Here is a 26,914-nt window from a genome sequence, read left to right on the forward strand (position 1 = left end):
CGCATATCTGCGGTGACGGGGGTCACTATGAACCGCGAAGGTTGGCGGGAGGTTGGCGTCGGGTTGGCGAAACGTTGCTGAGTCACTGCCGTCGCAGAGGGCGACGGTATCGGACAATCCGGACACACATGAGGCAGCTACTGCAGAGCACGCAAACGCGCATGCAGTGCGCCCATCTAGGAGCGCAAGGCGGTGTGCAGGCGCGCGGTCGCCAGGGCCCGGCGGCTGTCGCCCTGGGGGAGCAGTCGCAGGGCGTACTCGTGGACCTCGATGTCGTCCGGGCAGCGCTGACCGAAACGCAGGGCGTGCTCGGGGTTGAGGTCGGCGAGCACGGCGGTGCGCAGGCAGACATCGAGGTGTTCGCGCCACTGCACGATGCCCGGAACATCCGAATCCGGCAGCAGCGGACCGCGATACAGGCGCACGGCGGTGGTGAGGTCTCCCGCTTCGAGGGCCGCGAGCAGTTCGACCGCATCGCAGGCGAGGGGTTCGATGAGCATGTAGCGGCGGTCGGCGATGCCACCGTCGGTGGCGGCGCGCAGGCGGGAGACATCGGCCTTGAGGGTGCTGGAGGATACCGACCGACCACCATAAACAGCTTCGTGCAGGCGTTCCGGTGTGAACCCCTCGGGTTCCAGGGCGAGCAGCGTCAGGATCTCGAGCTGCCGCGGCCGCATCGCCATCTGCTTGCCCTGCTTGTAGAGCCGCGGCACCCCCAGCGACTCCAGGCGGGTATTGCCCACGGGCCGGGACTGTCCGGCATGGACTCGGGCTTCGATGGCTGTCACCAGGGCTCTGACCGTTGTAAGGATGAGCGGATGCGAGCGATCCCAATACGTCGATAGATCCAGCACGCCGAGCTGGCGACCGTCGGCGGCCCGGATCGGCGCACAGTAGCAGACCCAGCCGTGCAGCGCCTCCACCAGATGCTCCGCGGCCCAGACCGAGGTGGGCCGGCCGCTGTACAGCGACAGCGCGACGCCGCTGGTGCCCATGTACGGTTCGTCCCAGCAGCCGCCGGGAGCCAGATTCACCGACTCCGCCCGCCTCCGGACCGACCGGTCGCCACAGCTGAAGAGCACGGTCCCGGTGTCATCGGTGACCACCGCGACCATGCCCGAGTCCTCCGCCAGCGCCCGGAGCTCACCGGCCATCTCGGTAATGGGCGTGCGCAGCGGCGATTCGGCCCAGCGCGAACCCAATTCGTCCCGGTCGGTGCCGGGCGCCACCGCGCGCGTCGGATCAACCGTCCGCAGCGACCGCTTCCAGGACTCCGCCACCTCGTTGCGCAGCACCACCTCGGTGCCGGGCGGGTGGCCGGAAGAGGCCGTGGTCCACCGCACCCAGGCCTTCTCCAGCTCCGCACGCTGGTGCGAAGGGACTGGCAGCTGTGTCATGGCGCAAACTCCTCGCGGTGCGACCGGACCGAGCGATATCCCATGATGGCGCGAGGTCGCATCGCGCGGGCCGCAATCGCGGCAGTCCGCGCGCTGTTTCACAACCTGCCGACCTGGATCCCCGGCTCCGCTCGCCGAGCCGCGGCAGCGGCGGCGATCAACCGGGTTTGACCCTCCGGTTTCGAGGCATTGCGTCCACACAGAGAGAACGGACTCGACCAGGAGGATCGAATGTCGAGTACAGCGTGGACAGTACTGATCGTGGTGATCGTCGCGATCGTGGCCTTGACCCTGGCGACGGCGTTGAGCCTGCGCCCCAGAATGCGAAGTCGCCGCCTCCGGGACCGATTCGGACCGGAGTACGACCGGACGGTGCAGCAGGCGGAGAACCGCAGGATCGCCGAGCAGCAACTCACCGATCGCGAGAAGCGGCACGACGAGCTGGACCTGCGGGAATTGTCGGCGGAGGAGACGCACCGCTATCAGGCGGCCTGGGCTCAGGTACAGGCGCAGTTCATCGACGATCCGGCAGGCGCGCTGGACGCGGCGGACCGGCTGGTCACCCAGGCGATGACGGATCGCGGCTACCCGAGCGAGAGCTACGACCAGCAGCTGGCGGACCTGTCGGTGGAGCACGCACGGCCGCTGAGCCGGTTCCGTTCAGCCCACGACATCGCCGCCCGAGCCGACCACGGCGATGTATCCACAGAGGAAATGCGTTCGGCCATTGTCGACTACCGCGAATTGTTCGTGGACCTGGTCGACGCCGGCCGGTCCGGAAAAGCCGGAACCGGGAAGTAAGGAAGTATCCATGTCAACCGATCAGAATCCACTGCGCGAGCAATGGCGCGATATTCAGATCCGATTCGTCGACGATCCCCGAGACGCGGTCACCCGCGCCGACGGACTCGTGGCCGAGGCCCTCGAACAGCTGTCCGACCGGTGCGCGCGCCGCCGCGAAGAGCTCGAAAGCCGTTGGGCGCGGGGCGATGCCGCCGACACCGAGGAAATGCGGCAGGCACTGCGCGGCTACCGCGACCTGTTCGATCAGCTCTCGGGGACCGCGTCGGGGGCGATGAACATATAGCTCTTCTCCTCTACTCGCTGTTGGATACGCCATTGGCCGTCCACTCGCACGAAGGTGTCGTGGTACCAGAGGCCACACATCATGAGCTGCCGCGCGCCATCGGCACCCGTGACCAGCATGGGGTTGTGGCACATCGTGCGGGCGGTGGCGTGATCGCCCTCCACGTGGATGGAGGAGTTGGCGATCATGTGCTGGAAGGCCGAGAAATTCGGCATGACGGTGGCCAGGAACTTCTTGGTGGATTCCAGGTCACCGGCCGGGCCGCCCATGGCGGTGTAGTCGATGTGGGCGTCGCGGGTGAAGATCTCGTCCAGCAGCTCCCACTGATGGGTGTCCACGGCGTGGGAATAGCGGACCATGAGGTCCTCTATTTCCATCCGGTCCGAAATCTCCTGCAGGGACAGCATGGTGCCTCCGAGTGGTGCCGATAACTCTTCAGGGACGGTGGGCCACCGTACGGCAAGGCAGGCGTTGATCTTGCCATTTCCGAAATATACGGGCATGCAATAGATCTCGTTCGGAGCGCAGAACCATATCGGCCGGCCCCCAGCTCGCCGAGCAGATCGACGAGTCGCGGGCGGGTCTGGCCCGGCTCTTCGGCGAAACCGACGCGGACGAGGCGGGCCGAACCGTCGGAGCCCGCTATCAGGCCCTGCTGGTGGCCGTCGCCGCGCAGGCGCTCATCGATCCCGACCGCGCCTACCGGGCCGAACTCACGGAGGGGCTCGGTCTTCCGGCCACGTCGGCCGAGTAGACGGACCCCCGCACCGCATCACGCAACCCGAATGCGGCAAGGTGAGGCGGTGCCCTGCATTGTCTTGGAGCGGGTCAGTCTCGGCCACGGATCGACCTCGGTACTCGCGGAGGTCGACGCGACCTTCGCGGCCGGGCGGTGCACGGCTGTGGTCGGTCCGAGCGGGGCGGGCAAGACGACGCTGCTGCGGTTGCTGAATCGATTCGAGGAACCCGACAGCGGGCGGGTGCTGCTGAACGGGGTTCCGATAAGCGACCTGGATGTGCTGGCGCTGCGGCGACAGGTGGGGCTGGTGCCGCAGCGGCCGGTACTGCTCACCGATACGGTCGCCGAGGAGGTGCGCGTGGGGCGGGCGGTCGATGCCGAGCGAGTCTCGGAGTTGCTCGGGGTGGTCGGTTTGCCCGAGGGGTTCGCGGCGCGCCGCTGCGCCGAGCTGTCCGGGGGTGAAGCGCAACGGGTTTGCCTGGCGCGGGCGCTGGCGGTGGAGCCGCGGGTGCTGCTGCTCGACGAGCCGACCTCGGCGCTGGACGGGGCCTCGGCGGTGGCGATCGGTGAGCTGATCCGGGCGCATGTGGGGGCCGGCGGCAGCGTGGTGCTGGTCAGCCATGATCCGGGGTTCGTCGCCGAGGTGTCGGACGAGGTGTGGACGCTGGCGGCCGGCCGACTCACCCGCGGCGCGCAGACGGGAAATCAGCCATGACCCAGGGACTTTCGGTTCCCGACTGGACAGGCGTCGGCGCCTCGCTGGTCCTGGTCGCGCTGGCGGCGGCCATCGCCTACCGGCAGCAGTTGCATCTGACGCGGGAACTGCTGATCGCAGCCGCCCGGGCCGGCGTGCAGCTGATCGCGGTGGGCGCGATTCTGCTGATCCTGTTCCGCCACACCGGTTTGCCGGGCGCGCTGGGCTGGGTGGTGCTCATGATCGTGATCGCCGGGCAGGTGGCGGGTCGGCGCGGCGCGGGGCTGCCGCACGCGACGCGCTCGGCGACCATCGGAGTGTCGTTCGGCGCGTCCATCACGCTGGGCGCGCTCATCGTGCTCGGCATCATCTCGACGCAGGCGCGGGTGGTGGTGCCGGTGGGCGGGATGATCGTGTCGTCGGCCATGCAGTCGACCGGAATCGCGTTGCGCCGCTTGGTGGAGGACGCGCGCCGGGCTCGCGATGCCGTGGAAGCACGGCTGGCGCTGGGGCTTTCGGCCCACCAGTCGTTCCTGCCCAACCGGCGGTCCGCGCTGCGCACCGCCCTGATTCCGGCCATCGACTCGACCAAGGTGGTCGGTCTGATCAGTTTGCCGGGCGCGATGACGGGTTTGATTCTGGCGGGCGTGGATCCGCTCACGGCCATCCGCTACCAGATCGTCGTAATGTATATGCTGCTCGCCGCCACGACCCTGGCCGCACTGGCGGCCACGCGGGTGGCCGAGCGCACCCTCTTCGACAGCGCGCAGCGCCTGGTCCGGCTCCCCGACTGACGGCACACTGTTCGCAGAATCCTGATGAGTGGGATTTCATATGCGAGTGCAAACGTCCGAAATGCCGTTATCGTTACGATGTCGCCGGTAAAATGCTTGGGGGATAGGTAGTTTCGTATGGAAGTAATCGAGTTCTTCATGCCGTTCGACACCGCGGGTGTCAACCCCGCCGAGCCGGCAGCCGAAGCGGGCATGTGGTCCTGGCTGGAAGCCTACGGGCTGGTCCCGACCGCGCCCACCCGCCGTCGCATGGAACGCACCCGCCCGGCCCGGATGTACGCCCTGTGGTGTCCCAGCGCGGACGTCGCCGAGCTCACGCTGTTGAGCCAGTACACCGCATGGGCTTTCATCGTCGACGATCAGTTCGACATCGAAATTCCCGATCCACGCCGGTGTTTGGAGGCCATCACCGCAATCGAGGCTGTACTGGACGGTACGACAACGCCTTCCGGTGTCCTGGCCGTTGCCTTCGATGATCTCTGGAAGCGCCTGTGCCACGGCCGGTCGGCACCCTGGCGGCAGAGCGTGCGCCGGGAGATCCACGACTGGCTCTGGACCTACTACACCGAGAGCGTCGGGAGGCTCTCGGGCAACCTCCCCGACCTCGAAACCTACCGCGCGCATCGGCGAGACGGCGTGGCGCTGTACGTGTTTCTCGATATCAGCGAACGCGCCGAGGGGGTGGACCTGTCCGCAGCCGTCCGGCACCTGCCCGCCATGCGCGCCCTGCGCATGGCCGCCGTCGAGCACATGGGCCTGTTCAACGATGTGTTGTCGGTCGCCTCCGACGAGGCCTCCGGCTACCTCTACAACTCGGTTCTGCTCGCGCAGTATCACCACGGGCACAACCGAGCTCAGGCCCGGCAACTGGTCAACGGCATGCTCTCCGAGTGCATCGAGCACATGATCGAGGCGATGCAACGATTGCCGACCGAACTCGACGACGCCGGCCTCACCGGCCGCGAGCGCGCCGACGCCCTGGTCACCGCCCAGAACTACACCGTCTACGTCCGCGCCAACCACGACTACCACTACCAGGCGGCCCGCTACACGAGCGCCCCAGCGGAAGCGCTCGAGCACGGCCTGCCACTGACCTGAGCACGGAACCCGCCGGCGTTGCCGAAATGAAATCCGCAGGCAACCCCCAGGTTTCAGGCTGCGATGGGACTATGAGCTACTTCTGAGCATGGCTACCCAGCCGCCACCGGGTGGCTGCGGCGACCGTGTCCGAGCGAGCGGGGCCGATTATGCGAGCATCGAAACCGATCCGATTCACCGTGGGACAGCACACCGAGAGCAAGCGCCGGTGGGGACTGTCCCGCCCGGTCACGGCCGCCCTGGCCGGGCATGACGAAACCCGCGTCCGCGCACCCGAATCCATATCCCGCCCGCTCGACGCGGGCACCGAGCGAAGAGCCCGCAGACGCCTGTCCGAGGCCCGGGCCGCCATCGACCCGGTGCTGCGGTCGGCGGTCGGAGCGCTGGCCGAACCCCTGGACGTGATGGCCGGCTACCACTTCGGCTGGTGTGATCCCGAGGGGAACGTCGTCACCGCCGCGCAGGGCAAGGCGCTGCGCCCGGCCCTGACCTTCGCGGCCGCCGCGGCCTGTGGCGGCGCCGTCGAGGAATCGGTCCACGCCGCGGCGGCCGTCGAACTGCTGCACAACTTCTCACTCGTGCACGATGACGTCATGGACACCGATCCATTCCGGCACGGCAGGCCCACGGTCTGGCGGATCTGGGGTGAGACCAATGCGACGCTGCTCGGCGACGCGATGCAGGCCGTGGCGCTCGGCGTGCTGTGCGACGGCGCGCCCGAGACCGTCACCTCCGAGGCGGTCATCCGCCTGGCCAAGGCGACGGTCACGCTGTGCCGGGGTCAGTACGCGGACTGCGCCTTCGAGACCCGGCCCACCGTCAGCGTCGACGAGTATCTGGCCATGGCCGCCGGGAAAACCGGCGCGCTACTGGGCTGTGCGTGCGCGCTGGGTGCGCTGTGCGCCGGGGCCGACCACCGCGTGGTCTCGGCCATGCACACCTTCGGCATCGAGATCGGGCTCGTCTTCCAGCTCGTCGACGACTTCATCGACATCTGGGGCGATCCCGAGATCACCGGAAAACCCGCGCACAGCGACCTGATTCACCGCAAACAGTCCTTCCCGGTGGTGTGCGCCCTGGAATCGGGCACACCCGCCGGGCGGGAACTGGCCCGGCTCTATCACGCCCGCCATCCCATGAACGCGGCCCGCGCGTCCAGGGCGGCGGACCTGATCGAGGAGGCCGGCGGCCGCCAGCGCACCCTGCGCCGCGCGTCCGCCGCCCTGGACGCCGCGTTCGCGGCACTGCCCCGCGATCTCGCCTCCGACGATCTGACCGCGTTGGCCGAGCTGATGGCACACCGCGATCACTAGGCCGCCGCGAGCACGAGAGGGGAGCCGAAAACCAAAGTACGTGTAACCGTTGGTTACACGTACTTTGTCTTTTCAGAAGAATCACTGATGAGGTGGCCCGGACTCTATCAGAGCCTCCGGATGCGTGCTATCCAGGCCGCGACGTCCACCAGGCCCGTGGGAGACACCTCGAGGCCGGCCGCTTGATCGGCGACGGCGGCGGTGACCCGGCCACGGTAGCGGGTCGGTTCGAGGCGTTCCAGATCCCAGCCCGCGCCGAAGGACTCCCGGATCACGGTGTCGCTGATGCGCGGGCCGAAGCCGGGTTCGGCATCGGAGAGGGCCAGGAGGTGGATCACGCCGCCGGGCTTGCAGACCGCGTGGAGATTGCGGACGTAGGCGGCGCGGACCTCGGGTTCGGTGCCGAAGACATGGAACAGGGCGCTGTCTACAACGGTGTCGAAGGCGGGTGCCGAACCCGGGGGATCGCCCGCGAAGTCGGTGTTCCCGGCGAGAGCCAGGGCGTCGGCGACCTGGAATTGCACGGCAGGGACGCCCTGTGCGTCGGCATTCGCGCGGGCGTATTCGATTGCGCTGGGGGCGAAGTCGACGCCGAGCACGTCGTAGCCGAGGCGGGTGAGCAGGATGGTGTGCTCCCCGGCGCCGCAGCCGGGTTCGAGGATGCGGCCGCTGATCTCGCCGGCGCGCTCGAGCGCCACGATTGCGGGCTGAGGTTCGCCGATCACCCACGGCGCGGTGTCCTCGTCGTAGACGGCGTTCCAGGTTTCTACTGGTCGAGTCATGCTTCCAGCCTGCAACCTCGACCCCACTCGAGGTCAATCCCCGCATAGCCGTCAATCGGAGCGGCCGGACCGCCCACAATGTGGTCATGCCCAAGTCTTGTCTGCTGTTGCAGCTGCGACCCGAGCAAGCGGCCTCCGATCAGGAGTACGAAGCAATCCTCTACGCAGGCGGTCTCTCGGCCGCGGACGTGGTGCGCGTCGAGATGAATCGCGGGATGCCCGACCTGGATCTCGAGGATCACTGGGCGGTGATCGTCGGCGGCGGGCCGAGCAATCTCAGCTACCCCGAGGCCAAGAAGTACGACTATCAGCGGGTCTTCGAGCCCGAGCTGAAGAAGCTGCTCATGGAGATCGTGCGCCGCGACTTCCCTTATCTGGGTGCGTGTTACGGGCTGAGCGTGCTGGCCGACGCGCTGGGCGGACGGGTCGGGACCGAGGGCTACGCCGAAACACCCGGGGCCACCACCATCGAACTCACCGACGACGCGGCGAAAGACCCTTTGATGCAAGGACTTCCGGATACGTTCCGGGCGTTCGTCGGACACAAGGAGTCGTGTCAGGATGTCCCGCCGGGCTCGGTACTGCTGGCGCAATCGGCCGCCTGCCCGGTGCAGGCGGTGCGGGTCGGCGAGAACGTCTACGCCACCCAGTTCCACCCGGAGCTCGACGGCCGTGGACTTGCCCTGCGCATCGAAATCTACCGGCACGAAGGCTATTTCGACCCGAGCGAGGCCGACTACCTGACCGCGCTCGGGCACCGCGAACGCATCACGGTACCGCAGGAGTTCCTGCGCCGCTTCGTCACCCGATATCGCGTGTGAGACGCCTCATCGCGCGGTGCCGTCGGGACGCTGCGCCGAGTCGAGAATGATCGAGGAGGCGCGGGCGCGAACCTCCTCGCGGGTGCGGCCCTTGTGATCGGCACCGAGGAAGTGCAGGCCGATGGCCAGGCAGAAGGCGAGCAGGCTGCGTGCTTCGATCTCGTCGGGGTCGGTGCAGAAGGTGCCGATCGCCTCGCGCAGCACGTCCATGCGACGGTCGTCGACCCGGCGCAGACGCTCGGCGACCGCATCGTCGCGGCGGGCCCAGTCGCGGACGGCGAGGTCGATGGACAGCAACCGATCATCGGACAGGGTGAGCCGGCCGGCAAGGACGACCTTGGCACGGGGATCCTGTTCGTGCGCAATGTGTTCGAGGACTTCATCGACGCTCTCACGCTCCCAGGTGTCTAGCATGGCCTCCAGCAGCGCGCCGCGGTCGGCGAAGTAGCCGTAGAACCCGCCCTTGGTGACCCCGAGCGCCTTGGCCAGCACTTCGACGCGAACCGCGTCCACACCGTTGCCGGCCAGGGTTCGCAAGCCCTGCTCGATCCACGCCTCGCGCGGAGTGCGGGGCACGCCCATGGGTGTGGCTCCTCTCACTGATCCCGGTATATACGGCACCGTATATCAGCGCCTAGCCTGCTTGATATACGCCACCGTATAACAGAATCGGGCGGTGGCCCAGCAACGACCAAGGGGTGCTCGACATGATCAAATGGGCAGGCTGGCTGATCACGATCTTCGGAGCCGCACACACACTGCTCGCCCTCACGGTGGAACGGGCGGCCGGCCACGCCGGAACCTGGTTCACCGGTGGACTCTGGGGTGACGACCTCGCCGCGATGAGCCCGGAGAACAGCGCCTTCTGGCTCTCGGTGGCGAGCTTCGGCGTCCCGCTCGCCCTCATCGGCGTGACCATACTGTGGCTGGACCGCCACGACATCACGCCACCCGCCTTCCTCGCCTGGGCACTGGGAATCTGGAGCCTGCTCATCGCCGCGGCACTCATCCTCACCCCGTGGCCGATGATCCTGGTCGCGAGCGGACTACTACTGGCCGGAAGCCGCCGCGCGACCCGCAGTGGCCACACCGTGACCACCGCGTAAGCGGGTTCCGCAGCGCGCCTTTGCTGTTCAGGAACCAGAAGCCGAGGTTGCCGCTGTCGGGGAACCTCCTGCGCTGGAGCCGGATTCGGAATCCGCGCCGCCCGAACTGTGCGGGCGCGCGGATTTCCGAGCCCAGAGCGCGGTGAGTGGTTCGGAATCGCGGCGTACGGCGATAGCGGTGGCGGCGAACAGGGCGAGGGTGAGCCAGATGTAGGCGTTGTGGTCCACGACGGCGAAGGGGCCGTGGCCGGGGAGGTCGAAGACGCTGCCGTAGTGCAGGTCCAGCAGATCGAAGACGCCGCCCGAGCAGACGAGGAAGACGGCGAGGAGGCCGGCGGCGGTGGGCAGGGAGCGGTGGCGCAGGGCGAGGTCGGCCAGGTAGATCAGCAGGGGAGCCAGCCAGACCCAGTGGTGGATCCAGCTGTAAGGGGAGACGACCGTACTGGTCAGGCCGCACAGGACGACGGCGGGGAGTTCGCGGCCGGTGAACGAGAGGCGGCGGGCCAGCAGCAAGCAGACCGCCGCGATGGCGAGAGCGGCTGCGAGCCACAGTATTTGGATGCCGCCGCCCGCACCCAGGGTGCGGGCGAGCATGCCGCGCAGGGATTCGTTCTGCGGGTTATCCGGGACACCGACGCGGGTCGGGTCGGCGAAGGCGCCACTCCAGAAGGTCAGCGAATCCTTCGGCAGCACAGCCAGACCGATCACCATGGTCGCGACCAGGGAGCCGGTCGCCGTGGCGGCGGCCCGGATTCGACGGGTGACCAGGAAATAGAGGATGAAGAAGGCCGGGGTGAGCTTGATGCCGGCCGCGATTCCGGTCAGCACGCCCTTGAAACGGGATGAATCGGGCAGTGCCATATCGGCCAGCACCAGAAGCAGCAGCAGGATGTTGACCTGGCCGAAGGCCACGGTCTCGCGGATCGGCTCGCACAGCAGCAGCAGGGCCGCGGCGGTCGGTCCCATGATCAGCATGCGCCGGTCACGGCGATAACCGAGCACCGACAGTGCCGCCCAGACGGATCCGGTGAGCATGGCGAAATTCGCGAGGCCGCCGACCCAGGTGAACAGCGTGCCGTGCAGTGCCGCCAGCGGCACGAACAGCAGTGCCGCGAACGGGGTGTACACGAACTCCCACACGCCGCGCGTGTGCCCGCGCAACGGGGTGTCGTACACCGAAACATCGTGCACCACACGGTCGGCCGCGATCTGATAGACGCCGAGATCGACCAGGTGCAGCATCGTGCGCGGCGCGGCCAGCAGCTGACCGAGGTAGTACCACCCGGCCAATCCGCCCAGCACCGCTACCAGCCACACCGCGGCCGGTGGAATCGAGCGCCGCTGCGGCGCATCCTGATTCGTGGCGGTCACCTGTTCGACCGTCGACAACGGCATCCACACACCCCCGGTTCCGGGCTTCCGACTGCCCGCCCCACCGTAGTGAGGCGCCCACGCGATCGCCACCCGGCCCCGGCGCGTAGGTGATGTCCGGGAGCGTCGAAATCGCCGGTTACCACCGGTCGGCGCGTGTCGCGAACCATTCCTGTGAATGTCTCGAGATGACCTCAGGGGCGGAGGAGGACCTTCAGGGAGCGACGCTGATCCATGGCGCGGTAGCCCTCGGCGGTCTCCTCGAGGGGGAGTTCGGTATCGAAGACCCGCCCCGGGTCCACGCTGCCGTCGAGGACTGCCGGAAGCAGGGTCTCGATGTAGGCGCGCGCGGGTGCGGGACCGCCGGTGAGGGTGATGTTGGGGCCGAAGAGGGGCCAGCCGACCGGAGCCTCGTCGTATTGCGGGACGCCGACACGGCTGATCACGCCGCCGGGCCGGACCACGCCCAGGGCTTGCTGGTAGGCGGGCAGATGGCCGACCGCTTCGATGACGACGTGAGTGCCGTCGCCCCGGGTCAATTCGCGTACCGCGGCGATACCCTCGTCACCGCGCTCGGCGACGACATCGGTGGCTCCGAACTCGCGGCCCAGGTCGGTGCGTTCCTTGTGGCGGCCCATGAGGATGACGCGCGGTGCGCCCAGCTGTCGTGCGGACAGCACGCCCATGAGACCGACCGCGCCGTCGCCGATCACGGTCACGGTGGTGTCCGCGCCGACCCGCGCCTTCACCGCCGCGTGATAGCCGGTGCCGTAGACGTCCGACAGTGTCAGCAGCGATGGGATCAGCGGCGAGTTCTCCTCGACCGGCACCGGGACGAGGGTCCCGTCGGCGAGTGGCACGCGGACGGCCTCGGCCTGGCCGCCGCGGACGTCGCCCGCGTTCCAGAATCCGCCGTGGCGGCACGAGGTCTGCAAGCCTTCGCGGCAGAAATCGCAGGTGCCGTCGGACCAGGCGAACGGGGCGATGACGAACTCGCCCTTGCGGACCGAGCGGACCTCACTGCCGATGTCCTCGACGATGCCGACGAACTCGTGCCCCATGGATCGGCCGCGCTCCGAGACCGGCATGTTGTGGTAGGGATGCAGATCCGATCCGCACACGCAGCTGCGGACCACCCGGACCAGGGCGTCGGTCGGGTGCTGGATGCCGGGGTCGGGAGCGTCGATGACGCGGACGTCACCGGCACCGTACATGTAGGTCGCTCGCATGAGACTCCTTCGCTCGGTGCCGATTTCGGTCAGTGCTGGGGGAGGTGCGCGGCGGCGTGGGCGTAGTCGTCGCCGGTGACGTGTTCGCCCCAGGTGGTTTCGGGCTGGTCGGGGTCGCCGGTGCCCTCCCAGATGGCGAGGTGGCTCATGAAGCGGTCGGAAACCGCTCCGTGCCAATGCCATTCGCCGGGCGGGGTGTGGACGGTGTCGCCGGGCCGCATCACGATGACGCGGCCGTTGCGGGTGGCGACCAGTCCGATGCCCTCGGTGACGTGCAGCGTCTGCCCGACCGCGTGGGTGTGCCAGGCGGTGCGGGCGCACGGCGCGAAGCGGACGGTGTTGATCCGGGTTCGTGACGGTTCCTCGCCCCTGTAGATCTGGTCGAACCAGACATCGCCGGTGAACCAGTCGGCCGGGCCCTTCCCGGTGGGCGGGTTGGTCAGGCGTTCCATGCGTTCTCCTCCGATCGAAGAAGTCATCACAGCTGATTATTTGCCACCTGCCGAATCCGCTTCCGCCCGACCCGATGGTTCGGGCCAGGATCGCTCGTAGATGCCGGTCGGTCTGCCGCAGGCGATCACGTGTCCACTGACGGCTACCGGACCTTCCAGTCGGCTGATCGCGACCTGTTCCTGGCGCTCCAGCACAACGGCCGGGCCAGCTACCGGGATCTGGCCCGCGACCTTCTCGGCCGTACGGCCAATGCGCTCAATGATGCGGTCGTCGTCGACCAGCGCCTCGTGTTCCGAGCGTTCAAGTCGTGGGGCGGCTGCTGGACAGCTCGGGGCATGCGGTCGGTGCCGGTCAACCCGTGGGCGGCGGCGGGCGGCTGTAGAATCGAGAGCCGGTGCCGTGCAGCGGCTCTCGATCGTTTACCCGTCGTGGACGGCGATCAGGCCCGGGATCACACCGAGATACGCGGTGCTGTCGGGGCCGATCGTGATTCCGGCGTAGTTGTTGTTGAATCCGGGGCCGGTGCCGGTGAGCTGCTTCCAGACCGTTGCTCCGGTGCGGAAATCGAGGGCCGTGAAATACCAGGGATCGCTGACGTCGGTGCCCTTGGTGTAGGTGTAGATCAGGCCGGTGGCCAGCGACAGCTTGGGCACCACGGTGGGCGCGGCCGCGGTCGTATTGGCCCACACCTGATGGCAGCCATTGCCATCGGGATCGATATCGATGCGGGCGAATCCAGGGGTGGTGGTCTTGCCCAGCAGGGTGGCCTCGGGCCCGGTGTAGCCGTAGTTGTTCTCCACGATCAGCGCATTGCCCGCTGAGATCAACGAGTTCTCGGTATCGCTTGTCCCGGCGCCGAACACGGGCACCGCGCATACCTGACGCTGGGCCGCCCCGGGCGCGGTGCGGTAGACGACGACGTTCATCGGATCGGCGTTGTCGGTGATGGCGACATAGCCACCGGACAGGATGGTGGGCGTCGTGCCCGTGCCGTCATCGACCTGGCCGGGCTTGTGCTGTCCACTGTTGGCGTAGGCGACCCGCCAGGTGATGGCGGGTTCGCCACCGGGCCCGGCATCGAAGCGCAGCAGCTCTCGGTTGGTGGCGATGTACACATCGCCGTCATTGCCGACCGCGAAGGAGTTCTCGATCTCGCCCTCGGCGCCTTCGCCGAGCCGGATCACCTGTGCGGCACCGGTGTTCAGGTCGAGGGTGCCGACCACGCCGTCGGTCCGGGTGACGAACCAGAGCAGGCCGTTGCTGTCGGGCAGCGCCGAGTTGAAGGTCTCCCCGGGCCGCAGCACACCGGTCAGGTCGTAATCGTGGTCGAGGGTGAAACCGTCGCCGCCGGGATTCTCGGCGAACACCCGGATGTGGCCGTCGCGAGACGCGATCACCGCACGATCGGCATTGTCCAGATAGAAGTAGGCGCCGCCGGTGAAGTTGCCGAAGGCCCCCGGCCGCAGGAACGCGCCCGGATCGCCCGGCAATGCGCTGCGGCCCAGCACGTTCAAGGTGACCGGGTCGAGCAGATACAGCGCGGGGGAGGGCCCGATGCAGGTCGTGACGATGCGGCCGGCGCGGTCGAAGGTGATCGATCCGCACTCCCCGCCGATCACCGCCGACACCACGCGGGGGTCGTGCCCGAGCGGTCCCGGCCGGGTGCTGGTGTTGCTCATCCACCCGTCGTCGTGGATGCCGGAGTTGCCGTTGGGCGCGAGATACGGGTGCTGCGGCACCGGCGGCACATCGGTGACCGGTTGTGCCACAGCCGGATTGCCGGCGAATCCGGCCGGTGCCCCGGGCACGGCGGGAATCGGGAGGGCGGCCGCGGTCCCGGCTACTGTGGCGAGCAGTCCGGCGGTGGCACCGGTGACGAGGTTCGCCCGGACGCTATTTCGCACCGATACCGTCCCGCAGGAAGTCGGAGAGCTGCTCGCCGAAGGGCTTCGCCGTCTGGGTGTTGTAATCGTTCCATCCGTCCTGCTGGGCCTGCTGCAGATAGGCGGGTAGCGGCTGGTGCAGTTCGGTGCTGACCGCCTCGTCGTGCAACCGGCTCATGGTGTCGCGCAGGTCGCTGCCGACGGCCGCGACATTGTCCAGTTCGAGCTGTCCGTCCTGGGTCGCGTAGTCGTAGAGCTCGTACTCCTCCTGCTCGGCGGGGTCGATCTGCGCGGAACCCGGTACCCAGTGCGAGTATCGGACGAACTTGGCATCCGCAGTCCGCAGTGCGATGACATGACCGGGTGCGTCGCCGTTGAACCGGACCGCCGCCTCCTCGATGGAGTGCTCGTCGGTGGTGTGCAGAATCCATGGCCGCCCGGGTGCGCGCGGATCGGCGGCCACCGAGGCGATGTCGTGCCGGCCGGCCAGGTGCGCGTACCGGTCGTCGGCCCGCCAGCCGTTGCCGCCGGTGCCGATGGTGAGCAGCAGTGCGGCCAGGTCGATGCTGGAGGTCAGCTGGTCGCGGGTGCCGGGCGCGGCGGTCAGCTGACCGCGCGGGTCATGGATGAACAGCGGCACGCGGATCGCCTCGTCGTAGGCGCCGCCACCCTTGCCGTGCAGGCCGTGCGACCCGGCATAGTCGCCGTGATCGGAGGTGAACACCACGACCGTGTTCGCCGCGACCTCCGGCTGGGTCGCCAATTCGTCGAGCACGCGCCCGATCTGGATGTCGACCTGCTGCTGGAACCACAGGTAGAGGTTGCGCATGTCGATCCACTCCTGGTCGGCACCGGGCGTGCCGTAGGGTGCCAGCCCGAACGTCGCGGCCGATACCTCCACCAGGGCCTTCTGCAGCCGCGGCTTACGCGAGAGCTGTTCGAGGGTTTCGAAATTGCCCGGCAGGTCATTGATCCAGCGCGGAATGTTGTTGAACGCCAGCGTGCGTCGCGTCCAGCGGGGCCACCACTGGATGTCGTGTGGGTTGACCAGCGACACCGTCGTGCACCAGGGGCCTTGTCCCGCATCGGTATTGAACCAGTCGACGAACTGGTCGACTATGCGCCCGTCCATCTGCAGGCCCTGCTCGGGCGCGCCGTTCGGCGAGGGGTAGGTGCCGCCGTCGAAGCCGTAGCGATCCAGGCCGCCGGGAGTGGTGTCGGCGTAGTGGCCCAGATGCCATTTGCCCCACCAGGAGGTGCGGTAGCCCTGTTCCCGCAGCATGGACCCCCAGGTCGGGAAGGCCGCCGCGAGCTCCGACTGCGAGGTGGACAGGCAGCCGGTCTGATGCGAGTACAGGCCGGTGACCAGCGCCCCGCGCGAGGGGGTGCAGTCGTTGGCGGCGGTGTAGTGCTGCTCGAAGGAGACCGACTTGCTCCGCAGCGCTGCGATATTCGGCAGGATGGTGTCGAGCACCGACTGCTCGGGGAACCACATCGGGCTACGCATCTCGTCGACCAGGACCACCAGGATATTGGGACGGTCCGGATGAGCGTCCATGCGCCGCGGTGTCGCGGCGGCCGGGCCGGTGGCGGCGACCGCGGCGGCGGTGGCCCCGGCCATCGCGCCGGTGCCGAAAAATCCTCGCCTGCTGATCATTTCGCGGATCCTCCAGTGTTGTCGGGAGTCGGGTTGGCGGCGATGAACTCGGCGACCACTGCCGCGAGTTCCGGCCCGCGGTCCTCCTGCAGGAAGTGACCGGCGCCGACGATCGTGGTGTGGGGCTGACCGGCGGCGCCGGGCACCCGCTCCTGGAAGATGCGGTGGCCGCCCGCGGTGATCGGGTCTCCGTCGGAGAAGGCGGTGAGTACCGGTTTTCCGAAGTGCGCCAGCTGTTCCCACGCCTGTTTGTTGGCGGGACCGGCGGGATCGTCGGGACGGGTGGGGACCAGTAGCGGGAAGGCTCGTGCGCCCGCCTTGTAGGTCTCGTCCGGGAAGGGGGCGTCGTAGGCGGCCACTACGTCGGGGGAGAGCTCGGTATGGCAGCCGCCCGCGATGATGCCGCCGACCGGGAATTCCGGGGTCTCCTGCGAGAACCGCTGCCAGGCGCTGAAGGCGTCGGTCAGTTTGGCCTCGCCCGTGGGCAGGCCGGTGTTGGCGACCACCACCCGGGCGAAGCGGTCGGGATGCTCGGCGACCAGTCGCAGGCCGAGCAGTCCGCCCCAGTCCTGGCAGACCAGGGTGATCCCGGACAGGTCCAGGTGGTCGAACAGTGCCTCGCGTAGCCATTCGACGTGGCGGGCATAGGTGTAGTCGGCGCGGTCGGCGGGCTTGTCGCTACGGCCGAAACCGATGAGATCCGGTGCGACGCAGCGTTTCCCGGCTGCGACCAGCGGCGGGATCAGATGGCGGTACAGAAAGCTCCAGGACGGTTCGCCGTGCAGCAGCAGGACGACCTCACCGTCGCGCGGGCCCTCGTCGAGGTAGTGCGACCGCAAGCGGGTTGCGCTGCCGTCGCCCGCCTCGACCTCGAGGTAGTGGGGTTCGAAAGGGAAGTCCGGCAGATCGGCGAACCGTTCGTCCGGTGTCCGCAGTGCGTGCATGGGGCCGACGATAATGTTGTTGCATGATGTCTGCAACTTCTTCGGGGCGCGTGTAGCGTGGCCGTCGATGGATGGACGGACCGCACGAGGTGCCAAGAACCGTCAGGCGGTGCTCGAGGCCGCCCTGGCGTTGATCGACGAGGGCACGCTACAGCCCACCGCGCAGGCTGTGGCCGAACGCGCGGGCGTGGCGACCCGCTCGGTGTATCACCATTTCCGCGACCTGGAGACGCTGTATCTGGATGCCGCGCAGACTCAGATCGCCCGGCACTGGGTCGTGCTCATGGAGCCCGTGAACGGGGAACTCACCGAACGCATCGATCGACTCGTCGCGCTGCGGGCCGAACTGTTCGAGCGGGTGTCGGCCACCCGTCGCGCGGCACTGCTGCGCGAACACGAATCCCCCGTCCTCTCCGAACGATTGGACGAGAGCCGTGCCGCACTGCGGGCCCACCTGCGCACGCATCTTCCCGAACTCGAGAACCTCGACGCCCCCGTCCGCGAGGCCGCCTACGCTCTCTGCTCCTGGGAATCCTGGGATGTCCTGCGCCGCCACCAGTCCCTGTCCGTAGCCGACGCCCGCGCCTCGGTGACAACCGTCCTCACCCGCCTGCTCACCGGCTGAGTGGGCCACTCGAAAGTGGCCCTCGTCGATCGACCGCACCGAACTCATCGCCGGCCACCCCTTCGCCGCGCGCTGACCGCATCGCACGAATCCGTCGAATACGCTTCCGGACATAGCCGAGATACCCACCGGAGGAAGGACGCTCCCTTGGCATCAGACGACTACGCCATGACCCGCCGCTGCCTGCACGGCGTGGCCGAACTTCTGATGGCAGGGCCGCAATACCGTGCCCACGGCACCATCAAGCTGCGCCCCGCCGCCGGGGGATTCGCCACGATCCATCCTCCGTTCATCGCGGTGGACGGCGACCTCCTGCTGGTCGCCGGCACGGTGATCGGAAAGCTCAGCGGCACAACCTATGCCGACCTCGCGGCCCATGCCGGAATCGACGCCGGCGCACCCGCGGACCTGTACGCCGACTCCTCCGGCTGCATACTCACCGACCCCATCCAGGTCGACTTCGACCACGCCCACACCGTCGCCCGCGCCTTCGACTGGGGCAACCGGGCCCTACGCCGCCTCGAGCCCGCCGAAACCCCCGTCCTCTGGCCCGAACACTTCGACCTGGCCATCACCGCCGACCGCATCAACTACGGCGTCTCACCCGGCGACTCCCACATCCCCGCCCCCTACGCCTACGTAGGCCCCCGGGACCAGCCCACCGGCCCCTTCTGGAACGAATCCTTCGGCGCCGCACGCACACTCACCTCCCTGGGTGATGCGAACGCGGTTTACGAGTTCTTCGTCGAGGGCCGCGACCGCGCCGGCGAATCGTGACAATTACGGACCTCTGGTCACTGTTGAATGTGGGCGCCCCAGGATATGACCTGATTCGTTGCCGGGGACATGAGATCGCCGTTCCACCGGAGGTTTTCGATCAGACCGCGAGTTCCCAATCGAGCGCCCAGAGCCGGAGGGTCTCGTCCCGATCCGCGGTGAACAGATAGTTGGCGTCAGGGGTCACGGAGAGGGTTGTCGTTCCCCGCATCTGGCCGTCCAGCCTGCGCACGCAGGCACCGGTCGAGACATCCCACACTCGGACGACCGGTTCGGTGCTCGCTGTGAAGAGGAACCGTCCATCCGAACTTGCTTCGATTTGGTGGCTGATGGACTGCCGCGGTTCGACGAACCTGCGCATGGTGTCACCGGTCGCGGCATCCAGCATGGCGATGCCTCCGCCGGCCGCGGCCAGAACAATGCCGGTGTCGCCGCTCAGGCATACGGACAACACATATTCGAGCGGCGACTGAACGGTCCGCAGGCATCGGCCGGACCTCGGCTCCCACAGGCTGATCAGATCGCTGTCGTTCACTGCTATCGCACGATTACCGTCGGGAGAAATCCACAGCGTCCTGGTCGCCCTTCCGGTGGGCGTCAGTGAGTGAAGCTCCTTGCCCAGGAGCAGATCCCACACCGTCATGGTCGCGGTTCCCCGGTGTGAGACCAGGGCCAGACGCGCATCCGCGTCGAAGACGGCCCGGTGAAGGCGGGGAACGTTATACGAGGCCAAACCCTCGCCGGACGACATCGACCAAGCCTTGATGGTGCCGTCCCCCGCAGACACGAGCCTGCCACCGTCACTGGCCAGTCGAAGTTGGTCCACGGATCGCTGCTGAGAGTCGATCACGCGGCTTCGGAGTCCCGTGGTCAGGTCCCAAATCTGAAGTCTTCCATCGACGTCGCTGTACACGCCGAGGCGGGCGTCGGATGTCAGATCGAGACTGCGGCCGTTGACACTGTCACGGTATTCGCCGGTGCGAGCAGCGAGAGTGGCTGCGGGCCACGCGGATCGGAGGCCGGTGCGCGTCACTCGGTCACCCAGGGCACGCCACGCCGTCATGACCCGTGGCGTGCGTTCGAACCCAGTTAGGGACCGCGCTGCGGTGAGGCGGGTGAATGCCTCCTCACAGCGGCCGGCAGTCGTGGCATCCCGCGCGGCCGCGAGCAATGCTCGGTGCTGGGCGGCGGCGCGATTCAGCTCGCTGTGGCGATAGGGGCGGGTCAGCTGGGCGGGCGCGCTGAATCCGCCGGGCAACCGCCACGAGCGCGCGACATTGTCGAAGCCGGCCGACAGGGCGGTCCGATCATCCGGGCCCAGCGATACGGCGCTGATGGTGTCGTGGTGTGCCCGAAAGGTGCGCAGGCAGCGGCCGTGCGCGAGATCCCAGTAGGTGAGCGGTCCGTGGCTGTCGCCGAGCAGCAGAAAGCGCGAGTCCGCGCTCAGCGCAGCCGACTTGACGGCCGAATCCGAGGGGAGCCGCACAGCGCGGACGCAACGGTGCCGCACCAGATCCCAGACGCGGATCACCTTGTCACCGCCCAGTACGACCGCATGATCGCCACCTGGACCGAGCCATAGGTCGTGGATTGTGCCGGGATAGTCGGCTACCTGCCAAGGGCAGTTTCCGTATGTCAGGTTCCAGAGTTGCAGGCCGGCGTGGTTGGACGACAACGCGTATCGCCCATCCGGGACGACCTCGAGATACCTGAGGCCAGGGGCGCCGTCGAGAGTCATCGAATGGCGGCCCGTGCGCAGGTCCCAGACCTGAATCCGGCCATCCGGCTCGGCCCACATCGCGACGCTCCCGTCCCGGTTCACCCGGACTGCGGACCTCGCGGTATTCAGCGTGAGGGAATCCGGATCTGCCCGGAGCTTGCACAGGTTGTACCGGCGACCGGCGATCCTGTTCAGCTCGTTCTGCTCGTCGGCTCGCCGTCTTCGTTCGGGCCCGTTGCCGTTGATCCATTTGGTGACGTCCACGGACCGGATCTGGCGGCCGCCGGCCAAGTCCCAGAAACGCACAGTGCGATCCCAGCCGGCGGATATCCCGTACTGCCCATCAGCGCTGATATCAACGGAACAGACGCGATCTGTGTGGCCGGACAGTCTTCTCACTCGCCGGCCGGAGTGCACATCCCACAGGCTGACCGCGCGGTCGGCGCCTCCGGTCAGTGCGAATCGGTGGTCGGGGGTGAGCCTGATCGAATGCTCAGGGGGGATCGCGTCTCGCGTGTAGTTCTGCCACGGAATCGATATCGCAGCGAGGCGCCGGGCATGGGCGTCGGTACTCGTCCAGAGGAGTTCGGCGATGTCCTGGAGATCCCCGGCGTTCTGCTGGTCATCGGCGATATCGATGAGGAGTCGTCCAGCAGATACGAGGTCGCCGCGCTCCATGTGAATCAGGGACGAAAGCCGCCGGACCTGCCAGGTGTCGTCGAGATCCGCACGCAGCGCCTCGATTTCGCCGAGCAGTCCTTCGTCGGTGACGGCGCCGCGCCGCCACCGCAGCAGTCCCGAATTGTAGGTAGCCGCGAGATGCCGCGGGTCGGCCCTCAGTGCTGCCCGGAAGAGCTGATCCGCCTCGTCTGCCCGGCCCAGGTCCAGCAGCGATGTCGCGTGGTTGGACAACTCATCCGCCAGCGGCTCGAGTGCCTGCGGAACCATTCTCGGATAGGCGATTCCACCCGAAACCTCGCGGTAGAGCTCGATGATCTCGGCAGCGACAGCCCTCATCGGACCAGGCCGCGGTGAGGGATCGGGACTTGTACAGCGTTCGAGTAGCGCAGCCAGTGCTGTCGGCATTGTGGTCATCGGCTCGCGAGTGCCGGTGAACATCTGCCGGACCGACTCGGCATAGCCGCGCACATCGGTGCCTCCGAGCCCCGTGACCTTGACTGCGATATCACCGCCGGACGAATCGATCAGGATGGTGGCGGGCTCGATGCTCCGGTTCACGGGGGTCCGGCCCTGAACATGGTCGAGACCCCACGCCAACTGGATCGCGATATCCAGGATACGGAGCAGGGCCCCGCCCGGCGCTCCCTGATATAGCCGGCCGTCCTCGATCCAGCCCGGCAGATCGCCATCGGGTAGATACTCCGCGAACAGCACTGGGACGCCGGCGATCTCGCGGACGTAGTGACAGCGGCAGACGTTCGGGTGCGACCAGAGTCGCAGCCAGGCCGCCGCCTCACGAACGAACCGCGCATGCTCTCCTGGCGCCTGCAACACATCCGTATTCGGAACAATCGCCGCCAGATCGAGACTCCAGTGCCGATGGCGAACCTGATAAACCTGTCTCGTACGCCCCATTCCGATAAGCCGGACCACATCGAAAGAACGATCCACGACGTCACCCGCACGCCACAGCGGTTGCTCCATCCAGCCCCCCGGTCCACTCGCTTCGACGGTCAAAGTACCCCGCCCTGGGCGGATCCGGATCAGCAGCACGATGCGGCCGTGCTTCCACGGGCTGATACTCGGACACCGATCGCGCGATCAGGGGTTTGCGGGCTACGCCGCAGTAGCAGAAGACCTTGGCGTCGAATGCGGGTGGGATATCGGTGGTTTCCGTGAGGCCCAGCGGCGTGGGGGACTATGCCGGGGGAGATGAGGTCGAGGCCGGTGAACCAGGCGGTGAGTTCTTCGTGGGTGCGGACCTGCACGGGCATTGTGCGGATGCGGTAGACGTTCTGGGCGGCTGCTACCTGCGCGGGGGCGAAATCGGCTGTGATGGTGCAGATTACAAGGAAGGAACCGGGGGCGAGGGTGCCTTCCCACCTCGATCGCACGCATCGTGCTCTCCTCTCGAATCTCAGCTCGGGCGATCCATGCGGCTCGGCGCTCCCACGTCCGCCCGGTGGTTGCCGCCGGATCTTGTTCCGCTGCATTGACGTACGGCGGCGGGGAAACGTGACCCGAGGCCGCCCGGTCACGTTTTCCGGCGCCGTTCGTCATCGAGGTGAAGGCAGAGATCGAGGAGGATTCGTGCACGATGACCAGTTTCTGGCCGACCGGTTCGAAGGGCACCGCATACGGCTGCGGTCGGTCGCCGCGAGAACGAAATACGGGCGGTCGTGGAGAAGTTTCTCCATAACCGCCCGCGGGCTTATCGACTGTGTCCGGAGGGGGACTTGAACCCCCACGCCCTAATACGGGCACTAGCACCTCAAGCTAGCGCGTCTGCCATTCCGCCACCCGGACCGGTGATGCTGCACAAGATTAGCGGAGAGGTTGGCGGAAATGGAAATCGGAGCTTGGCCAGGCGAAATGAGGTGCGCGAGGGGAGGTTTGGGGGGCTAGTGGAGGATGCCCGCCAGATTCGCGTTCTTGATGGGGGTGTCCTTGTTGGCCTGGACCTGGCAGAGGCCTTGGACGGCGGCCATGGAGAGGTCGACCTGGGTGCCGGCGGGTTCGTGGTCGCTGCCCGTCTGCTGCTTGATGAACTTGGTGATGGTGATGCGCTGGGTGTCGGCGTTCTGGGCGAGGTAGTCGCTGCACTTGGTGTCGCCACCCTGGTTGAGAGCCTTCTCGACATCCGAGCAACCCGAGAGCAGGGCGACGGTCAGTGCGGCGGCGGCCACGGCCGTCCATCGGGCGGTGTTCATCATGCGTTCCTCGTGGGTCGTGCGCGGCGGTGTGTCGGCCGTGCGATCGACCGCCACTGTAGATGGGCGCGACCGCTCGGCAATCGGGGCTGGACCCGGAGATCCGAGCCAATTCACTGTGATTTGTATCACATTTCACCGCACGTTGAGGGGGGTCGTACTGGCATGGTGGGGGACATGTCCCCGGCCTCCACCGAAACGATTCGGATCCTCGGCGCCCGCGAGCACAATCTGCGCAACGTCTCGATCGACATTCCCAAGAACAAGATCACCGTCTTCACCGGCGTCTCCGGATCCGGCAAGTCGTCCATCGTTTTCGACACCATCGCCATCGAATCCCAACGGCAGCTGTACGCCACCTTCCCGGCCTTCATCCTGAATTTCCTGCCCCGCTACGAACGCCCGCACGCGGAGGCCATCGAGAACCTGACCGCGCCGGTCATCATCGACCAGCAGGCGGTCGGCGGCGGCCCGCGCTCGACCGTCGGCACCATGACCGACATCTACGCGCTGATCCGAGCCCTGTTCGCGCGCTTCGGTTCTCCATCCACCGGACTGGTCTACGACTATTCGTTCAACACACCCCAGGGCATGTGCACCGAATGCGACGGACTCGGCGTGACCATTACCGCCGACCCCGCCAAACTCGTGGACCGCACGAAATCGCTCAACGAGGGCGCACTACTGGTGCCCGGTTACACCGTCGGCAGCGGTGATTGGCAGATGTACGTGAACTCGGGCCGGTTCGACCCGGACAAGAAACTCGACGAATACGACGAGACGGAATGGCACGAGCTGCTTCATGGCACCGGCGGCAAAGTGGAATTGTCTTTCGCGAAAGGCACCTGGAAGGCAAATTACGAAGGCCTGGTCGATAAGTTCACCCGCACCCGGCTCAAGCGCGACACTTCCGGGCTGTCGGAGAAGACCCGCGAGCAGATCCAGCGGTTTCTCACCGAGGGCGTGTGCCCGGCCTGCCAGGGCGCGCGGTTGAATCCGAAAGCCTTGGCCACCGCCATCAATGGACGCAATATCGCCGACTGGTCGCGATTGCAGATCACGGATCTGATCGAGGTGCTGGGAGAGATCGACGACCCGGCCGCCGTCCCGCTGGCCGCGGCCACCCGGGTCGCGCTCGAACGCGTCGCCGACATCGGCCTGGGCTATCTGAGCCTGGACCGCGCCACCTCGACCCTGTCCGGCGGTGAGGGCCAGCGCCTGAAGATGATCAAGCACCTGGGCAGCACCCTCGTCGGGATGACCTACATCTTCGACGAACCCAGCGTCGGCCTGCACCCGCGTGATGTCGGCCGGCTCAACGACATGCTGGAGGCGCTGCGCGACAAGGGGAATACCGTGCTGGTCGTCGAGCACGACCCGGATGTCATCCAGATCGCCGACCACATCGTGGATGTCGGTCCCCGCGCGGGCGTCCACGGCGGCGAGGTCGTCTTCACCGGCAGCTTCGCCGAACTGCGGCAGGCCGACACCCCCACCGGCGCGGGACTGCGCCGCACCTTCGGGGTCAAGGAGAGCTTCCGGTCCGCGACCGGGGTGCTGACGGTAGCGAATGCCAACGCGCACAACCTGAAAGATGTCACCGTCGCCATCCCGACCGGCATTCTGACCGCCATCACCGGTGTCGCGGGCTCGGGCAAGAGCAGCCTCATCCGCGACGAATTCCTGGTCCGCCACCCGGAATCGGTCTTCGTGGACCAGTCGGCCGTCGCCGCCTCCTCCCGATCCACGCCCGCCACCTACCTCGGGCTCATGGATCCGATTCGCAAGCTGTTCGCCAAGGCCACCGGTGAACCGGCCGGCCTGTTCAGCTTCAACTCCGACGGCGCCTGCACCGAGTGCGGCGGCCGCGGCGTGATCATCACCGAGATCGCCTACATGGACCCGGTCACCACCCACTGTGAATCCTGCGACGGGCGGCGGTTTTCCGACCGGGTGCTGGCGCTCACTCTGCGCGGCAAGTCCATCGCCGATGTCCTGGAACTGTCTGCCGAGGCGGCCGTGGAGTTCTTCCCCGAGAAGGCACTGAATGCCAAGTTGCGCACCATGAACGAGGTCGGCCTGGACTATCTGAGCCTCGGCCAGGCCATGAGCACGCTCTCCGGCGGTGAACGCCAGCGCATGAAACTCGCGACGCAGTTGCAGAACACCGGAACGGTCTACGTCCTCGACGAACCCACCACCGGCCTGCACATGTCCGACGTCGACACCCTGCTCACGCTCATGGACAATCTGGTCGATCGCGGCAACACGGTGGTGGTCATCGAGCACAACCTGGACGTGGTGGCGCACGCGGACTGGGTCATCGACCTCGGGCCCGACGGCGGCAAGAACGGCGGCGAGGTCGTGTTCACCGGCACCCCCGCCCAACTGCTCACCGATCCGATCTCGCTCACCGGGAAGTACCTGCGCCGCTACAGGTCCGCCTGACGAAAAGCCTCAGGGGTACTGGTTTCCGCGGCGCCGGCGGCCCGCCAGAACCCGGCCTCGCCGGAATTGCCGCGGCGATTGAGAAGTTCGGCCAGACCCGCCATGGCACGGGTATCACCATGGGTGGCCGCGGTGCGCCACCAGCGTTCGGCCTCGGTGAAATCGCCCCGCCGATAGCGGAAGACACCGAGGTCGTACGCGGCAGCCGGATGACCGAATTCGGCTGCCTGCGTCCATAGTTGGCAGGCCTGTTCGTCGTCGCCGCGACTCTGCATGGCGACACCCAGCTCGTAGAGCGCGTTCTGATAACGGCTGGCATCGGCGGCCGGAGCCGGGGGTGGCGGGCTGATTGCGGTGGTGAGTTCGACGACCAGTTCGCCGAAGTCGGGCGGGCCGACGCCGGTGCTGCAGTGCAGGACCGTCATGCCGGGTTCGCGCGTGATGAGCAACCCGTAGTTACCGGCCCAGGAGAGGGTGTCCCCGCTGTCGTCCACCCAGACCGGGGTCAGGGTGATGGCGGCATCGTCCTCGGCCGGGCACACCTCGAGTTCGATGCCGCCCGCCATCGCATCGCTCCAGACGTCAACCCCCCTGAGCCAGCGGCCGTCCAGCAACACATCGCCGCGGTCAACGGCGAGACCGATGCCGAGGCTGTGGACGCCGGGCAGCGGGGCGGCGCTGCGCAGGGCGAGCCGGACCGTCATGGGGGAGCCGCCGACAACTTCCGAGTGCAGGGGGTAGACCTGCACTCCGTTCCAGTTCACGGGGTCTGCGCTGTCGTATCGGTCCGCCAATGATGGTGCGGTCGTGGCCGACTCGGCGTACGTGTACAACCCCTTCATCTGCCCCGCCTTCCGCCGGTGCCCGGTGATGTTCGGCCCACCGTAATACCGATGCCACCCATCGCGTCCCCTATTTGCCGGCTCCGCTCTCCAGCAAACTCCTGGTCGCCTGACCGGTGTATTTTCGAGGGTGCGAGCAGTACCCGGTGTCTGCATTTCGCCGGTCGATCGACGTGTCGGCCACGTCCACGCGGTGTGTCGTACTTGCGGAGGGCCCGGTGTCATGTTGAATCGTCGGCGACG

The 26,914-nt window shown here is 67.4% G+C and carries 25 protein-coding genes and 1 tRNA gene; 11 read left to right on the plus strand and 15 right to left on the minus strand.

The annotated features are described in order from the left end of the window. Positions 1–176 precede the first annotated feature (176 nt). Positions 177–1,397, minus strand: coding sequence for a transcriptional regulator (locus tag ON33_RS10070; RefSeq protein WP_040857709.1), 1,221 nt, complete (start codon positions 1,395–1,397; stop codon positions 177–179). A 231-nt stretch (positions 1,398–1,628) separates the two neighbouring features. On the opposite strand from ON33_RS10070, the gene ON33_RS10075 reads away from it, so the two are divergent. Further along, positions 1,629–2,198 carry a hypothetical protein gene (locus ON33_RS10075; protein ID WP_040857711.1) on the plus strand — a complete coding sequence of 190 codons (570 nt, stop codon included), beginning with the start codon at positions 1,629–1,631 and terminating at the stop codon, positions 2,196–2,198. 10 nt (positions 2,199–2,208) lie between these two features. Then, positions 2,209–2,484 carry a hypothetical protein gene (locus tag ON33_RS10080; RefSeq protein ID WP_051151862.1) on the plus strand — a complete coding sequence of 92 codons (276 nt, stop codon included), beginning with the start codon at positions 2,209–2,211 and terminating at the stop codon, positions 2,482–2,484. Here ON33_RS10080 and ON33_RS10085 read toward each other — a convergent pair. Beyond that, complete coding sequence (locus ON33_RS10085) at positions 2,445–2,891, minus strand: nuclear transport factor 2 family protein (RefSeq protein WP_040857713.1); 447 nt, start codon at positions 2,889–2,891, stop codon at positions 2,445–2,447. The two genes, ON33_RS10080 and ON33_RS10085, sit on opposite strands and share 40 nt — an antisense overlap. 396 nt (positions 2,892–3,287) lie before the next feature. On the opposite strand from ON33_RS10085, the gene ON33_RS10090 reads away from it, so the two are divergent. From ON33_RS10090 to ON33_RS10105, 4 genes are all read left to right on the plus strand, one after another. Beyond that, positions 3,288–3,938 (plus strand): ABC transporter ATP-binding protein, encoded by a 651-nt coding sequence (locus ON33_RS10090; RefSeq protein WP_245550460.1) that lies wholly within the window; start codon positions 3,288–3,290, stop codon positions 3,936–3,938. After that, positions 3,935–4,711 (plus strand): ABC transporter permease, encoded by a 777-nt coding sequence (locus tag ON33_RS10095; RefSeq protein ID WP_040857717.1) that lies wholly within the window; start codon positions 3,935–3,937, stop codon positions 4,709–4,711. Before ON33_RS10090 ends, ON33_RS10095 begins: the two co-directional genes overlap by 4 nt. Positions 4,712–4,828: 117 nt before the next feature. After that, positions 4,829–5,809, plus strand: coding sequence for a terpene synthase family protein (locus tag ON33_RS10100; protein ID WP_051151864.1), 981 nt, complete (start codon positions 4,829–4,831; stop codon positions 5,807–5,809). A gap of 149 nt (positions 5,810–5,958) precedes the next feature. Further along, positions 5,959–7,122 carry a polyprenyl synthetase family protein gene (locus ON33_RS10105; RefSeq protein ID WP_083868794.1) on the plus strand — a complete coding sequence of 388 codons (1,164 nt, stop codon included), beginning with the start codon at positions 5,959–5,961 and terminating at the stop codon, positions 7,120–7,122. A gap of 107 nt (positions 7,123–7,229) precedes the next feature. Here ON33_RS10105 and ON33_RS10110 read toward each other — a convergent pair whose 3' ends face one another. Continuing rightward, positions 7,230–7,904, minus strand: a complete 675-nt coding sequence (locus tag ON33_RS10110) for a class I SAM-dependent methyltransferase (protein ID WP_040857719.1) — start codon at positions 7,902–7,904, stop codon at positions 7,230–7,232. An 86-nt stretch (positions 7,905–7,990) separates the two neighbouring features. On the opposite strand from ON33_RS10110, the gene ON33_RS10115 reads away from it, so the two are divergent. Next, complete coding sequence (locus tag ON33_RS10115) at positions 7,991–8,725, plus strand: glutamine amidotransferase (RefSeq protein ID WP_040857721.1); 735 nt, start codon at positions 7,991–7,993, stop codon at positions 8,723–8,725. A gap of 6 nt (positions 8,726–8,731) precedes the next feature. On the opposite strand, the gene ON33_RS10120 is transcribed toward ON33_RS10115, so the two are convergent. Continuing rightward, a complete protein-coding gene (locus ON33_RS10120) occupies positions 8,732–9,307 on the minus strand; it encodes a TetR/AcrR family transcriptional regulator (protein ID WP_040857722.1) in 576 nt (191 codons plus the stop codon). A gap of 125 nt (positions 9,308–9,432) precedes the next feature. Here ON33_RS10120 and ON33_RS10125 point away from each other — a divergent pair, with 125 nt between their 5' ends. Further along, complete coding sequence (locus ON33_RS10125) at positions 9,433–9,831, plus strand: DUF6463 family protein (RefSeq protein WP_063710977.1); 399 nt, start codon at positions 9,433–9,435, stop codon at positions 9,829–9,831. Positions 9,832–9,858: 27 nt separating this feature from the next. Here ON33_RS10125 and ON33_RS10130 read toward each other — a convergent pair whose 3' ends face one another. The 6 genes from ON33_RS10130 to ON33_RS10155 form a co-directional block, all read right to left on the minus strand. Next, positions 9,859–11,226, minus strand: a complete 1,368-nt coding sequence (locus ON33_RS10130) for a glycosyltransferase 87 family protein (RefSeq protein WP_063710969.1) — start codon at positions 11,224–11,226, stop codon at positions 9,859–9,861. Positions 11,227–11,396: 170 nt separating this feature from the next. Continuing rightward, entirely contained in the window at positions 11,397–12,431 is a 1,035-nt protein-coding gene (locus ON33_RS10135) for a zinc-dependent alcohol dehydrogenase family protein (RefSeq protein ID WP_040857724.1), read from the minus strand. 29 nt (positions 12,432–12,460) lie between these two features. Continuing rightward, positions 12,461–12,883: a (R)-mandelonitrile lyase gene (locus ON33_RS10140; RefSeq protein WP_040857726.1), complete on the minus strand. Its 423-nt coding sequence runs from the start codon at positions 12,881–12,883 to the stop codon at positions 12,461–12,463. 420 nt (positions 12,884–13,303) lie between these two features. Next, a complete protein-coding gene (locus ON33_RS10145) occupies positions 13,304–14,788 on the minus strand; it encodes a hypothetical protein (RefSeq protein ID WP_040857728.1) in 1,485 nt (494 codons plus the stop codon). Then, positions 14,778–16,424 (minus strand): sulfatase-like hydrolase/transferase, encoded by a 1,647-nt coding sequence (locus tag ON33_RS10150; protein ID WP_040857730.1) that lies wholly within the window; start codon positions 16,422–16,424, stop codon positions 14,778–14,780. The genes ON33_RS10145 and ON33_RS10150 overlap by 11 nt, the downstream gene beginning before the upstream one ends. Next, entirely contained in the window at positions 16,421–17,368 is a 948-nt protein-coding gene (locus ON33_RS10155) for a haloalkane dehalogenase (protein ID WP_040857732.1), read from the minus strand. The genes ON33_RS10150 and ON33_RS10155 overlap by 4 nt, the downstream gene beginning before the upstream one ends. Before the next feature lie 67 nt (positions 17,369–17,435). Between ON33_RS10155 and ON33_RS10160 the strand changes: the two genes are divergently transcribed. After that, entirely contained in the window at positions 17,436–17,993 is a 558-nt protein-coding gene (locus ON33_RS10160) for a TetR family transcriptional regulator (RefSeq protein ID WP_040857735.1), read from the plus strand. Positions 17,994–18,140: 147 nt separating this feature from the next. Next, positions 18,141–18,770, plus strand: coding sequence for a hypothetical protein (locus ON33_RS10165; protein ID WP_218001396.1), 630 nt, complete (start codon positions 18,141–18,143; stop codon positions 18,768–18,770). A gap of 100 nt (positions 18,771–18,870) precedes the next feature. Here the strand turns inward: ON33_RS10165 and ON33_RS10170 are convergent, their stop codons facing one another. The 4 genes from ON33_RS10170 to ON33_RS10180 all read right to left on the minus strand — a co-directional run bounded on the left by ON33_RS10170 (position 18,871) and on the right by ON33_RS10180 (position 23,381). Next, positions 18,871–22,005: a protein kinase family protein gene (locus ON33_RS10170; protein ID WP_169336794.1), complete on the minus strand. Its 3,135-nt coding sequence runs from the start codon at positions 22,003–22,005 to the stop codon at positions 18,871–18,873. Between the two features lie 209 nt (positions 22,006–22,214). Next, on the minus strand, positions 22,215–22,664 hold the full coding sequence (locus ON33_RS44375; RefSeq protein WP_083868798.1) for an SAM-dependent methyltransferase: 450 nt from the start codon (positions 22,662–22,664) through the stop codon (positions 22,215–22,217). Between the two features lie 228 nt (positions 22,665–22,892). Further along, positions 22,893–22,977, minus strand: a tRNA-Leu gene (locus tag ON33_RS10175). 95 nt (positions 22,978–23,072) lie between these two features. Then, positions 23,073–23,381, minus strand: a complete 309-nt coding sequence (locus ON33_RS10180) for a hypothetical protein (RefSeq protein ID WP_040858071.1) — start codon at positions 23,379–23,381, stop codon at positions 23,073–23,075. Between the two features lie 177 nt (positions 23,382–23,558). On the opposite strand from ON33_RS10180, the gene ON33_RS10185 reads away from it, so the two are divergent. Next, complete coding sequence (locus tag ON33_RS10185; RefSeq protein ID WP_040858074.1) at positions 23,559–25,829, plus strand: ATP-binding cassette domain-containing protein; 2,271 nt, start codon at positions 23,559–23,561, stop codon at positions 25,827–25,829. On the opposite strand, the gene ON33_RS10190 is transcribed toward ON33_RS10185, so the two are convergent. Next, positions 25,814–26,671 carry an SEL1-like repeat protein gene (locus ON33_RS10190; protein WP_157184465.1) on the minus strand — a complete coding sequence of 286 codons (858 nt, stop codon included), beginning with the start codon at positions 26,669–26,671 and terminating at the stop codon, positions 25,814–25,816. The two genes, ON33_RS10185 and ON33_RS10190, sit on opposite strands and share 16 nt — an antisense overlap. Between the last annotated feature and the right edge of the window lie 243 nt (positions 26,672–26,914).

It is taken from the genome of Nocardia niigatensis NBRC 100131 (assembly GCF_000308655.1).
Lineage (GTDB): Bacteria > Actinomycetota > Actinomycetes > Mycobacteriales > Mycobacteriaceae > Nocardia > Nocardia niigatensis.

What these genes read in the sequence shown, in the direction of transcription:
- ON33_RS10075 (WP_040857711.1), top strand. Translation starts at nt 1,629, where the DNA reads ATGTCGAGTACAGCGTGGACAGTACTGATCGTGGTGATCGTCGCGATC.
- ON33_RS44375 (WP_083868798.1), bottom strand. Translation starts at nt 22,664, where the DNA reads ATGCAGCGGAACAAGATCCGGCGGCAACCACCGGGCGGACGTGGGAGC.
- ON33_RS10110 (WP_040857719.1), bottom strand. Translation starts at nt 7,904, where the DNA reads ATGACTCGACCAGTAGAAACCTGGAACGCCGTCTACGACGAGGACACC.
- ON33_RS10140 (WP_040857726.1), bottom strand. Translation starts at nt 12,883, where the DNA reads ATGGAACGCCTGACCAACCCGCCCACCGGGAAGGGCCCGGCCGACTGG.
- ON33_RS10105 (WP_083868794.1), top strand. Translation starts at nt 5,959, where the DNA reads ATGCGAGCATCGAAACCGATCCGATTCACCGTGGGACAGCACACCGAG.
- ON33_RS10125 (WP_063710977.1), top strand. Translation starts at nt 9,433, where the DNA reads ATGATCAAATGGGCAGGCTGGCTGATCACGATCTTCGGAGCCGCACAC.
- ON33_RS10160 (WP_040857735.1), top strand. Translation starts at nt 17,436, where the DNA reads ATGGATGGACGGACCGCACGAGGTGCCAAGAACCGTCAGGCGGTGCTC.
- ON33_RS10130 (WP_063710969.1), bottom strand. Translation starts at nt 11,226, where the DNA reads ATGCCGTTGTCGACGGTCGAACAGGTGACCGCCACGAATCAGGATGCG.
- ON33_RS10185 (WP_040858074.1), top strand. Translation starts at nt 23,559, where the DNA reads ATGTCCCCGGCCTCCACCGAAACGATTCGGATCCTCGGCGCCCGCGAG.
- ON33_RS10190 (WP_157184465.1), bottom strand. Translation starts at nt 26,671, where the DNA reads ATGAAGGGGTTGTACACGTACGCCGAGTCGGCCACGACCGCACCATCA.
- ON33_RS10095 (WP_040857717.1), top strand. Translation starts at nt 3,935, where the DNA reads ATGACCCAGGGACTTTCGGTTCCCGACTGGACAGGCGTCGGCGCCTCG.
- ON33_RS10150 (WP_040857730.1), bottom strand. Translation starts at nt 16,424, where the DNA reads ATGATCAGCAGGCGAGGATTTTTCGGCACCGGCGCGATGGCCGGGGCC.
- ON33_RS10135 (WP_040857724.1), bottom strand. Translation starts at nt 12,431, where the DNA reads ATGCGAGCGACCTACATGTACGGTGCCGGTGACGTCCGCGTCATCGAC.
- ON33_RS10120 (WP_040857722.1), bottom strand. Translation starts at nt 9,307, where the DNA reads ATGGGCGTGCCCCGCACTCCGCGCGAGGCGTGGATCGAGCAGGGCTTG.
- ON33_RS10180 (WP_040858071.1), bottom strand. Translation starts at nt 23,381, where the DNA reads ATGAACACCGCCCGATGGACGGCCGTGGCCGCCGCCGCACTGACCGTC.
- ON33_RS10115 (WP_040857721.1), top strand. Translation starts at nt 7,991, where the DNA reads ATGCCCAAGTCTTGTCTGCTGTTGCAGCTGCGACCCGAGCAAGCGGCC.
- ON33_RS10155 (WP_040857732.1), bottom strand. Translation starts at nt 17,368, where the DNA reads ATGCACGCACTGCGGACACCGGACGAACGGTTCGCCGATCTGCCGGAC.
- ON33_RS10080 (WP_051151862.1), top strand. Translation starts at nt 2,209, where the DNA reads ATGTCAACCGATCAGAATCCACTGCGCGAGCAATGGCGCGATATTCAG.
- ON33_RS10070 (WP_040857709.1), bottom strand. Translation starts at nt 1,397, where the DNA reads ATGACACAGCTGCCAGTCCCTTCGCACCAGCGTGCGGAGCTGGAGAAG.
- ON33_RS10085 (WP_040857713.1), bottom strand. Translation starts at nt 2,891, where the DNA reads ATGCTGTCCCTGCAGGAGATTTCGGACCGGATGGAAATAGAGGACCTC.
- ON33_RS10100 (WP_051151864.1), top strand. Translation starts at nt 4,829, where the DNA reads ATGGAAGTAATCGAGTTCTTCATGCCGTTCGACACCGCGGGTGTCAAC.